Source organism: Hydrogenoanaerobacterium saccharovorans (genome assembly GCF_016901815.1).
Classification (GTDB): Bacteria; Bacillota; Clostridia; order Oscillospirales; family Ruminococcaceae; genus Avimicrobium; species Avimicrobium caecorum.
The window spans coordinates 74,433-82,471 of the sequence record NZ_JACSNR010000011.1 but is presented as its reverse complement, the minus strand read 5'-3'; the positions used below and the strand labels follow the sequence as shown (position 1 = coordinate 82,471).

Annotated in this window: 8 protein-coding genes; all 8 read right to left on the bottom strand. The window is 59.5% G+C overall.

Going from position 1 to position 8,039, the window contains the following annotated elements:
* Window positions 1–434 precede the first annotated feature (434 nt).
* The 8 genes from H9X81_RS11915 to H9X81_RS10975 all read right to left on the bottom strand — a co-directional run bounded on the left by H9X81_RS11915 (window position 435) and on the right by H9X81_RS10975 (window position 8,023).
* On the bottom strand, window positions 435–1,991 hold the full coding sequence (locus tag H9X81_RS11915) for a hypothetical protein (protein ID WP_243424153.1): 1,557 nt from the start codon (window positions 1,989–1,991) through the stop codon (window positions 435–437).
* Between the two features lie 65 nt (window positions 1,992–2,056).
* The gene (locus tag H9X81_RS11005; RefSeq protein WP_204722008.1) at window positions 2,057–2,314 is read right to left on the bottom strand and encodes a helix-hairpin-helix domain-containing protein; all 258 of its coding nucleotides are present in this window, start codon (window positions 2,312–2,314) and stop codon (window positions 2,057–2,059) included.
* Between the two features lie 115 nt (window positions 2,315–2,429).
* Complete coding sequence (locus H9X81_RS11000; RefSeq protein ID WP_204722006.1) at window positions 2,430–3,482, bottom strand: NTP transferase domain-containing protein; 1,053 nt, start codon at window positions 3,480–3,482, stop codon at window positions 2,430–2,432.
* On the bottom strand, window positions 3,415–3,795 hold the full coding sequence (locus H9X81_RS10995; RefSeq protein ID WP_204722004.1) for a winged helix-turn-helix domain-containing protein: 381 nt from the start codon (window positions 3,793–3,795) through the stop codon (window positions 3,415–3,417). The genes H9X81_RS11000 and H9X81_RS10995 overlap by 68 nt, the downstream gene beginning before the upstream one ends.
* Window positions 3,780–4,568: an ABC transporter ATP-binding protein gene (locus H9X81_RS10990; protein WP_204722002.1), complete on the bottom strand. Its 789-nt coding sequence runs from the start codon at window positions 4,566–4,568 to the stop codon at window positions 3,780–3,782. The genes H9X81_RS10995 and H9X81_RS10990 overlap by 16 nt, the downstream gene beginning before the upstream one ends.
* The gene (locus H9X81_RS10985) at window positions 4,559–5,533 is read right to left on the bottom strand and encodes a FecCD family ABC transporter permease (protein WP_191392728.1); all 975 of its coding nucleotides are present in this window, start codon (window positions 5,531–5,533) and stop codon (window positions 4,559–4,561) included. The genes H9X81_RS10990 and H9X81_RS10985 overlap by 10 nt, the downstream gene beginning before the upstream one ends.
* Window positions 5,534–5,536: 3 nt before the next feature.
* Window positions 5,537–6,583: an ABC transporter substrate-binding protein gene (locus H9X81_RS10980; RefSeq protein WP_204722000.1), complete on the bottom strand. Its 1,047-nt coding sequence runs from the start codon at window positions 6,581–6,583 to the stop codon at window positions 5,537–5,539.
* A gap of 126 nt (window positions 6,584–6,709) precedes the next feature.
* Complete coding sequence (locus H9X81_RS10975) at window positions 6,710–8,023, bottom strand: YjiH family protein (RefSeq protein WP_204721998.1); 1,314 nt, start codon at window positions 8,021–8,023, stop codon at window positions 6,710–6,712.
* Between the last annotated feature and the right edge of the window lie 16 nt (window positions 8,024–8,039).

The following is an 8,039-nucleotide window of genomic DNA, read 5'->3' as shown; positions in this document are numbered from 1 at the left end:
TCCTATGCGTGGCTGGCAGGCCAACAAAAAGCGCACTTGTGCGTTGCCTGTAGTATTAGGGCTATGCCCGAAACGGAAATACCCCCCGCTTTGCGGGGGGATATTTATTGTTGTGCGCGGCTGTCTGTTCAGAACCGTCCTGGTTCGGCCTGCCTGCGCCCCGAGTCCCTGAAAAAGGGAAGATGGACCGGATTCCCCATTGGCGCTCCTTTTGGGGCATCAGAGCCGGTCTGGGGGCGTGCCTCTGATTGGGTCGCCGCGGGACTTCACAATCGCCCCCGAAGGCTATGGGAGGTCTTTCCCGGATTCCCGGCCTGATGCGTTTTTGATGCATCAAAGGCGGCGGACAGCATATCAGCCCGATTTCATAGATCCGATCGCTTTACAGAAAAATCCCCTCCGGACTGTCTCCAGAGGGGATTTTCAGGAATTTGTCAGCGCATCATGTAGCTGGCGTCAGTGCCGCCCCATTCCACAACGGTAAATCCGGTGCGCTCCATGGGGGTAAGCTCCTGTTCAGGGATCTCGATGGGCTCGTCCAGCGGCAGGTAGACCATGTGCACCCGCACAACGCTGTCCGGCTCAGGAGTGACGGTGAGGGGTGCCAGCTCCTCATACTGCTCCTCGGCGAACATGATGAGGTTGTAGGGGGAGTTCTGCATCTTCGGCACCCAGTAGGTGATGAAGTCATTGTACTCCCGGGGTGTGAGCCCCAGATAGGCCAGTTTTTCCCGGAGGAAGGACTCGGTATCGCTGCCCTTGACCACAAAGCCGCTCTCGAAGTTCCAGAGGGGACGGGCGCCGCCCTCCCAGAACAGGTAGTAGTGTTCGGTGCCGTCGGCCTTGTTGATGAGGCGTCCATCGGGATAGGCTGTCACCTCCCAGCCGTCATTGTAGGTGGGATAGGTGTAGGTGAAGGGGGAGTAGTCCACCGTGACGGTGCAGTCGGTGACCTCCTCAGGATAGAGATAGATCACCGGCTTGCCGGTGGGTGGGTTGAGATGACCCATCGCAGTCTTTTCATAGACACTATTGCCAGACCGGAGGGTATAGAGCAGACCCTGTTCGGTGTCGTTGGTGGTGACCAGCAGCTGGGTTTCAGTGGCGTAGATGTTGTAGACCAGGCCGTTATTGAAGGTGACCGTTACCTGGCTGCTGTCCGGCAGGCTGGTCTTGTCGGTGAAGGTGCCGGCAGAGGAGACAGTCAGCGGAACTTCGTCATAGACGTAGTAAGGCCAGGGGTCAGAGGAGTCAAAAGTACACTCCTCCCCGGTGGCGGCACGGAAGGTGATGGTTTCTGTGCGGCTCTCCCGCATCATGGTCAGCCAGGCAGGTCTGTATGCGCTCCGCTCATCCGAGTCCGCTTCCGACTGGGTGAGGTTGTTCCTGAGGGTGGTGAGATCGGAATCACTCAGCTTGAGCTTGACACTGTCGCCATAGCCCTGTCCGGGCAGGGAACGTGTGAGTTCCACACCCTGCTCATAGAGCCGTCCGGTGAGTTTGGTGTCATCCTTGCCCACAATCTCAAAGAAGGTGTCGGTCATCACCGGCTGGCCGATGTCCTCCGCTTCCACGGCGCTGTCCAGAATCAGCGCCACCGGAGCGGTTTCAGCCGTATCACTGCTCCGGGCAAACAGGCCGTTTCCAAGCCAGCTCACCTTGCGTGTGTCGTCATAAATCCAGTAAGAGCCTTCCGGGGTTCCGCAGGGGGCAAAGCCCAGCACCGGGTCGGGGGTGGCAATGAGCTTTTCATTGGAGAGCTCCTGCTGCCACCAGGCCAGCGTTACAGCGGGCTGAGAGGCGGTGGAGCTGTTCTGAGCAGTGCCGGACTGCGGTTCGCTTACGCTTTCAGAGCTGCTCTCCGGTTCCTCTTCCGGGAGGCTGGAGCTCTGGCTGGAGGAGTTCTCCGGTTCCTCCGGCGCGGAGGACGGTTCTGTGGTACAGCCCGCCAGCAGACTGAGTGCCAGCATCAAGGCCAGGAGTCGTTTCATCCGATCGCATCCTTTCAATCTCTTTTTATAGTGGTGTGGGAAAACGCCCGGTTTATTCCGGGAAATTACAGATCCGGGGGATCTTTCCAGAGCCACCAGCGCAGTCTGTCCGGGTCGGGGTCGGGGGTTTCGGCGTAGTAAACCGCCAGCCGGTAGACATAGAGCTGACAGCGGTCCTCCTGGTACCCCTTGCGGAGACAGTCCAGGCGGTACAGCTCCTCCGGGTCCTTTCCCCGGAGGTCGGCAATGGAATGGATGCCGATGGCTTCCAGATCCGCTTCAATGTTCGGCCCGATGCCCGGGATCTTCCGCAGTTCGCCCATATTTCCCACATCCTTCCTGTTTTCAGTATAGCATAGCCCAAAAGAAAAGTAAACAAAAACAGACACCGCCGGTACAAGCGGTGCCTGTTCATGCAAAGAGGTTTCGTTCTGCAGGTTATTCTGCCGGAGAAGTGCCGGGCAGGTCCTCCGGATGGTCGATGTCATGGAGTTCCTCGGCATCCGCTGTTTCCAGCATCATCACCCGGTCCGGATAGCGCCGGATCACTTCCCGGGCGCCGGTATCGCCGGTGAGGGCTGAGATCTCAGCAAAGAGAGCCCGGGGGAAGATCGCTGGATTGCCGGGCTGTCCCCGGAAGCTCAGCCGGCAGATCCGGTCCGGGTTCTCCCGGAACAGCCGGAGCAGGGCTTCCATGCTCTCTCTGGTGCAGTAGGGCTGGTCTGCCACACAGAGCATACAGCCGTCCATCTCTGCCATTTCAGCCAGCCCCAGACGGATGGTATCGCTCTGGAGCATCAGAGGGTTGTCCAGGGCCTGGAAGCCATATTCCGCAGCCATCTCCCGGACCGGTTCATACCGGGAGACCACAGTCACTCGTTCCAGCGGCAGGGCAGCCAGCTTTTCCAGGGTGTGGCGGATCATGGGTTTGCCGTCTACCGGCAGCAGCAGCTTGTTCTCGCCGGAGAACCGCCGGGACCAGCCCGAGGCCATCACCACACAGCCCACCTGACAGGGGTGCTGGTGCAGATCCAGGTCCCAGACAAAGACATCCGGGCGGCTGCGCAGCCGGTCCAGCAGGGGGGTGTGGTCCTTTCGCAGGGCGGCGATGACGGTGCAGCGGTCAAACAGCCGCTCCAGCTCTTTGGCATAGCGGGCACAGGAGGATTCCAGATAGCCCACTTCATCGATCATCACATCGCTGCCGTCCGGGATCTTGCGCAGGATTGCAGCGGCATGGCTGTCCAGCGCCTCCGGAATGGGTTCCATACGGCCCTGTCCGGGTGTGCCGATGGGGAAGACCTCACCTGTGACAAGGTCCCGCATCTCGATGCGGTCCGGGGTGGGACGGCTGCCCCAGCAGGCGTAGCTCTGGAGGCCGGCGAACGGCTTCTGTTCCAGCAGCAGGTCGCACAGGGTGGATTTACCGATCCGTTTTTGTCCGGTGATCAGCAGATGCCGTTTCCCGGAAGCCCGAAAAGTACTCATCATAGAGCTGAGAAGCTGCCCGGGCACAGGCCGATTTGTATTGTTCATAGCGAGTCATCAGTTCCTTTGCCTTGGCAGTGAGCCGGGAGCCGCCGCCCCCGGTGCCGCCGATGGTTTTTTCTGTGAGGGGAAAGCCCAGTTCCTCTTCGGCATGGCGGATCAGATGAAAGGCTTTGGTATAGGCCATGTTCATCTCCTGAGCCGCTGACCGCAGGGAACCGCACCGTTCAATGCAGCGCAGCAGCTGATAGGGGCCTTCCCCGAAAAAGCGCTGTCCCTCCTCATTGCAGAGGTAGAGTTTTATCTGTTCGCGCATGACGGTTCCTCCTTTAACATGATCCAGTGTCCACCGGCCCGGATCACATGGGTGCCGGGATAGATCTGCCGCAGAGCGCTGGAAAGGCTTTCCGCATCAGCTTCCGCCAGCCGGAGATCTCCGCAGAGCTCCCCGCCTTTGAGCAGTACCAGCCGGGTGCAGTACTGCATGGCAAGGTTAACATCATGCATGGTCAGAAGTACCGTGCGTTCCCGGTTTCCGCAGAGGGAACGCACCGTGTCCAGCAGCAGGTGCTTGTTGTTGTAGTCCAGGGCGCTGTCCGGTTCGTCCAGCAGCAGCACCGGAGTATCCTGCATCAGGGCACGGGCCAGGATCACCAGCTGTTTCTGTCCCTCGCTGAGGGTGAGAAAATCCTGCTCCTCCCGGCCGTCCATGCCCACCTGCCGGAGCAGGTCACGGGCAGCCTGCCGCTGGGCCGCAGAGGGCTGGGCCAGCAGGGGCAGACGGCTGTTGAGCCCCATGAGCACTACATCCAGCACCGGGATGGAAAAGAGAATGCTGGTGCGCTGGGGGATCATGCTGACAGTCTGCGCCAGAGCCTTGGCGCTCCCGGGGGTTTCGCCTGCCAGACGGCAGATGCCGCTGGAGGGAATCCGGGAGCAGATGCCCCGGATCAGGGTGGTTTTGCCGCTGCCGTTGGGGCCGATGAGCCCTACGGTTTCCCCGGGCTGGATGGTGAGGTCCACATTCCGGACTGTCCAGTCCCGTCCGGGATAGCCGGCGGAAAACTGCCGCAGTTCGATCATTGCCATACCGAATCCCTCCTTGCGATGAGCCAGATCAGGAACGGCGCCCCCATAAAGGAGGTGAGGATGCTGATGGGGATCTCACTGGAGCTGAGTGTGCGGGCGGCACAGTCCGCCAGCAGGAGCAGCGCCGCGCCGATCACACCGCTGAGCGCCAGGGCATGGCTTCCGCCCCGGCGGTCCAGCAGACGGGCAATGTGAGGCGCCAGCAGGCCGATAAAGGAGATAAGTCCGGTGACACTGACAATGGAAGCCACCGTCAGGGTAGCCAGGATCAGCACCAGATGGCGCATCCGGTCCACATCCACACCCAGCAGGGCAGCTTCGTCCGGGTCCAGGGCCAGCAGGGTAATCTGACGCTGGAGCAGGAAGAGCAGCCCGCCGCAGAATCCCACACACAGGACGGTGGGCAGGATCTTTTCCCGGGTGATGCCTGCCAGGCTGCCCATGGTCCAGAAGTCGATGGCAGCCAGCTGCTGATTGGGGTCAGCGGCATATTTGAGGAACATCACAGCGGCTTCCGCCAGGGCGTTGACCGCAATGCCAGCCAGTACGAAGGTGGCGGTATTGCGCCGGTCGCCGCCCCGGGCCAGCAGCAGAGCCAGCCCCACAGCGGTGAGACCGCCGGTGAAAGCCAGCAGGGTGTTGGTGAGCAGTCCGCCTCCAAAGAAGAGGATGGATACGCTGGCACCCACACTGGCTCCGGAGGATACGCCGATGATGTCCGGTGCAGCCAGCGGATTGCGGAACAGCAGCTGATACACGCTTCCCGCAAAGGCCAGACCGGCTCCGGCAGTCACCGCCATAATGGTACGGGGAACACGGAGCACCATCAGCACCTTCCAGGACATCTCATCGCCGGACAGCAGGTCAGCAGGGGTCAGGGGATAGCGTCCGGCGCAGAGGGAGAGCAGAATCGCAGCTGCCAGGATCAGCAGTGCCGCAGGCAGAAGAAATTTGCGATGGGTCATAAATTACAGAACAGAGGAGGCATCAAAGCCATAGAACTGCTGGTAGAAGTCCACACAGGCCTTGGTGTAGTCCTCGGTGGAAACAGCGTCAGGATAGAGCACAGAAGCCATCCAGATGGAGCCCAGGTAGGAGCTGGGGATGGGAGAATCCCAGCTTTCGATCACGTTGGGCATTGCATAGACCTTGCCGTTCTTTACAGCGTCCAGGTCAGCCAGGGCGGGATCGTTCAGGACATCGTCCACAGTGTACTCAGCCTGAGGAGCCAGAATGATGGCATCGGGGTTCCAGGCGAGCAGCTGCTCATAGGAAACGGTAGCCCAGTAGGTATCGGTGATCTCGGAAGCCACATTTTCAGCACCGGCGCCCCGGATCAGCAGATCCTGGAACATAGCGGGACCGGCAGTGCTCAGGAATGCGCTGTTGCCGCCCAGGTATACACGGGCAGGCTCCACGCCTTCCAGCTTGGCAGCCAGGTCAGCAATGGCCTTGTCATAGCTCTCGGTGAGCTCATTGGCACGCTCCTGCACATTGCAGGCAGTACCGATCATCGAGATGGTCTCCTTGAATTCCTTCTCGCTCTCGGGGTTTACAGCGATGACCGGAATGCCCAGCTCTTCCAGCTTGGCAACAGCATCCGGCACCTTGGCGGAGAGGATTACCAGGTCAGGCTCGGTGGATACGCAGGTTTCGAGGTTGAACTGCTTGAGGCTGCCCACATTGGGAAGGCTGGGCAGTTCCGGAGCAGCCAGCTTGTAGAGCTCACGGGTGTCGGCCTTGGCCTCGATGCCCACCAGCTTCTCATCCAGGTCCAGGGCAGCCAGGTAGGAAGTGGTGATGTAGTAGCCGCTCACCAGACGCTCGGGCTCCTCTTCGATGGTCACTTCACGGCCCAGGGCGTCAGTGATGGTTACAGGATAGGTGGTTTCCAGGGAAGCGGTCTGTTCGCTGGAGGACTGCGAGGAGGAATTTTCCTTAGCGGGCTGGTTGGCGCAGGCTGCCAGAGAGAGCACCATAACCGATGCCAGCAGCATGGAAAGGATCTTTTTCATGATTTTTTACACCTCATTATAGTTTTGAAAATATCACCATCGCCCGAAAAAACAAATCCCGGAGGATTTGTTTTCTCAGTGTGAAGATTGCAGTATTTTGTCCGTTTCTATCTTAGCAGGAAACGATCAGAACAGCAAGTGGGACAGCAGTGCAATGATCGGAATGCAGATCACAGTACGCACTACAAAGTTTACCACCAGAGCGCCGAAGCTGATCTTCATCTTGGAACCGAGCATGGCGTTGCCGGCTTCGGTCATGAAGATGATCTGGCTGATGGAGAGCATTACTACGAAGAATACGCTCTGAGCAGCCACGCCGGTGCTCACCGAAATGGCAGGCAGGCTGACCTCGATGAAGCCCAGCAGCACAGCCGGAGCAACAGCAGCGGCATCCGGCAGGCCCAGCAGGCTCAGAATCGGAGCAATGGGCTTGCCCAGCCAGGTGAACAGGGGGGTCAGGTGTACCAGCGACAGGGTCACGATCACGATGGGGATCATGTAGGCGATGATGGTCTGGGCAAACTTCAGAGCGGAAACCAGGCTCTTCCAGAACTCAGCCATGGTGAAGTCACGGCTGCGCAGGGCAGCAGCGTTCACAGCGCGCTGGAAGCGGCTGCCTTCCTGGGAAGCAGCGGCATCAGCAGGCTCGGTGGTGCCGTCGATGTAGGTGTTGGGAACCCGGGACAGAGGGGGAATCCGAACGGTGATGACGGTCATCACGAATACCATGACGAAGGTGAGCAGCAGCAGGGTGCCGTACATATTCTCGATACCGCCGATGGAGGACAGTACGCCGATGTAGCCCACCGAGATGGTGGAGAAGCAGACAGCAGCAGCAGTAGCTTCCCGCTGGGTGTAAACCTTGCTCTCATAGTACTGGTCGGTCATGTAAACGCCTACGGCAGCGCTGACCACATAGGAGGACAGGCAGTTAACCGCGGCAGCACCGGGCATCTTGAAGAGAGGACGCATCAGAGGCTCCAGCAGGGTGCCGAAGAACTCTACGATACCGGACTTGAGCACGAATACGATGAACCAGCCGCAGATGGATACGGTGGACATAACAGTACCAGCCAGAGTCAGCACCTGACCGCCGATGTTGGGGTCAGCGAAGATGGCAGCCGGAGGCAGGTTGAACCACACAGCCAGGACTACCAGCAGGGCTACACAGTAGTGGATCTGCTTGTAGGTGGATACATTGCCCAGATACTTGGCACAGGCTTCATTCTTGAAGAAGCGGGCGCCGATGATGATGGCAACGAGCAGGGCCAGGGCGAACAGGACCACATACTTGAGGTTGTCGCCGAGGATGCCCTTGATGAAGTTAACAATCAGTACGACGGGGACGCTGGAGCCGGAAACCGGGATAAAGTACAGGAAAATACCGATGAGTCCCAGGACGGCAAAGCGCATGACATCGCGTTTTGTTGCTTTTTCCATGGTGAAGCACCTCTAG

What these genes read in the sequence shown, in the direction of transcription:
- H9X81_RS11915 (WP_243424153.1), bottom strand. Translation starts at nt 1,991, where the DNA reads ATGAAACGACTCCTGGCCTTGATGCTGGCACTCAGTCTGCTGGCGGGC.
- H9X81_RS11005 (WP_204722008.1), bottom strand. Translation starts at nt 2,314, where the DNA reads ATGGGCGAACTGCGGAAGATCCCGGGCATCGGGCCGAACATTGAAGCG.
- H9X81_RS11000 (WP_204722006.1), bottom strand. Translation starts at nt 3,482, where the DNA reads ATGATGAGTACTTTTCGGGCTTCCGGGAAACGGCATCTGCTGATCACC.
- H9X81_RS10995 (WP_204722004.1), bottom strand. Translation starts at nt 3,795, where the DNA reads ATGCGCGAACAGATAAAACTCTACCTCTGCAATGAGGAGGGACAGCGC.
- H9X81_RS10990 (WP_204722002.1), bottom strand. Translation starts at nt 4,568, where the DNA reads ATGGCAATGATCGAACTGCGGCAGTTTTCCGCCGGCTATCCCGGACGG.
- H9X81_RS10985 (WP_191392728.1), bottom strand. Translation starts at nt 5,533, where the DNA reads ATGACCCATCGCAAATTTCTTCTGCCTGCGGCACTGCTGATCCTGGCA.
- H9X81_RS10980 (WP_204722000.1), bottom strand. Translation starts at nt 6,583, where the DNA reads ATGAAAAAGATCCTTTCCATGCTGCTGGCATCGGTTATGGTGCTCTCT.
- H9X81_RS10975 (WP_204721998.1), bottom strand. Translation starts at nt 8,023, where the DNA reads ATGGAAAAAGCAACAAAACGCGATGTCATGCGCTTTGCCGTCCTGGGA.